Below are 1,514 nucleotides of genomic sequence, written 5' to 3'. Positions count from 1 at the left end.
CTCTTCCGATCTGTGGCACCGGGTCGCCCTTTTGCGGCACGCTTTTGGCAATGAGCTTCCACGCATGGGGGGCCAGCACCTCGTTGAGCTTGGCCCAGGTCGGGAACAGGCGCCGGTCGGCGCCACGGTCCACCGGCACCCAGGCCGAATGCTCGCCCTCGGCCACGCCCAGCTCCAGCACCAGGGTGCCGGTGGGGCTCAGCCGCTGCACCGCGCGGTGGATCAGGTCAGCCTGGTCTTGCGCGTAATGCAGCGACGACGCCAGCAGCACCACGTCAAACGGGCCAGGTGGCAGGGTGCCCCAGCTCTGGTGCAGAAACTCCACACCCGCAAAGCGTTGCCGTGCGCGGGTGATGAAGGTTTCCGACTGGTCCAGCCCCACCACCCGGGCAGCACCGGCAAACTGCGCGTAGCCACAAAAAAAGCCTTCGTTGCAGCCGATGTCCAGAAAGCGCTGCCCCACCAGCAGCGGCAGGCGCAGCGCCTTGAGCTTGGCCAGCGACTGCGAGTCGCCTGGTGCGTCGGGGAAAGACTGGTACTGGCGGGCCGGTGGCGACATGGGCGTATTCTAGGTTTTTGTATGGAGTTAAAACTGGCTCTAGCCCTCGTGGAATATGCGTGAGGTGCTACTATTTTTATAGCATTCCAACGATCTGCCGGAAGACCCCCACACCCGAAATCGTGGGTTGCGTGCCCGTCAGCCGCGCCAGTTTTACCGGGTCGGCCCGCCAGAAGGCGGCGGGCTGCCGTTCTTGCCGGCTGGTGGTCTGGATGTGGTCGTCGACTGCCAGCCCGGCACCGGCAAACAGCTCGGTCACCACGTCGCGGGCCCACACCGTGTGGCCGGTGGCCAGCACCACGTCTTGGCCGCGCAGGGTGTCGCAGCCGTCGGCGATGAGCGTCATGTATTCCTGCGCGTGGCCCCAGTCACACCAGAAGTCGAGCGAAGCCAGCGTAGCCTTGTGGCGGCGATCGGCTTGGCTTCTGACCAGTGCGTCCAGCACCTGCGGCACAAAAAACTGTGGGGGCCGGCGCGCCGACTCGTGGTTGAACAGCCACACCACGGATGCAGCGGTACCGTGCCGGCTGCGGTAGTACTGCACCAGGTCGGCGGCGGCGTTCTTGGTGATGGAGTAGATGCAGCTGGACACACGGGGGGTGGCTTCGTCGATCACGCGGCCGTCCAGCGTGCCAAACGCCTTGGCCGAGCTGAAGTACACCACCTGCACGCCTGGCCCGGCCGTGCGGGCGTATTCCAGCGCGGCGTGCACGCTGAGGGTGTTGACGGCGTGGGCGCTGAGCCAGACGTCTTCGTAGCGGAAGCCGGCGGCGCCGTGCACCGCCGCCGTATGGAAGATGGCGTCGGGCCGCACGGTGCGCAGCCACGGCTGCAGCGCGGCGGTGTCGTTCAGGTCCAGCGCGTGGTACGCGCCCAGCACGCCGGCCAGCTCGGGCCGGGCAGCGGCCTGACGGCTGGTACCCACCACCCGCCAACCGTTGTGGGCCAGCCGCTC

Annotated in this window: 2 protein-coding genes; both read right to left on the bottom strand. The window is 67.2% G+C overall.

What is annotated here, in order from left to right:
* The coding region (locus ACE3OK_RS12605) for a trans-aconitate 2-methyltransferase (protein WP_374249897.1) at positions 1-559 on the bottom strand (559 nt) is incomplete at its 3' end.
* A gap of 76 nt (positions 560-635) precedes the next feature.
* Positions 636-1,514 (bottom strand): GDP-mannose 4,6-dehydratase (locus tag ACE3OK_RS12600; protein ID WP_374249896.1); only part of this gene is annotated, 879 nt, incomplete at its 5' end.

The organism is Thermomonas sp., assembly GCF_041905325.1.
Taxonomy (GTDB): Bacteria; Pseudomonadota; Gammaproteobacteria; order Xanthomonadales; family Xanthomonadaceae; genus Thermomonas.
This window is presented reverse-complemented; position numbering and strand designations above follow the sequence as displayed.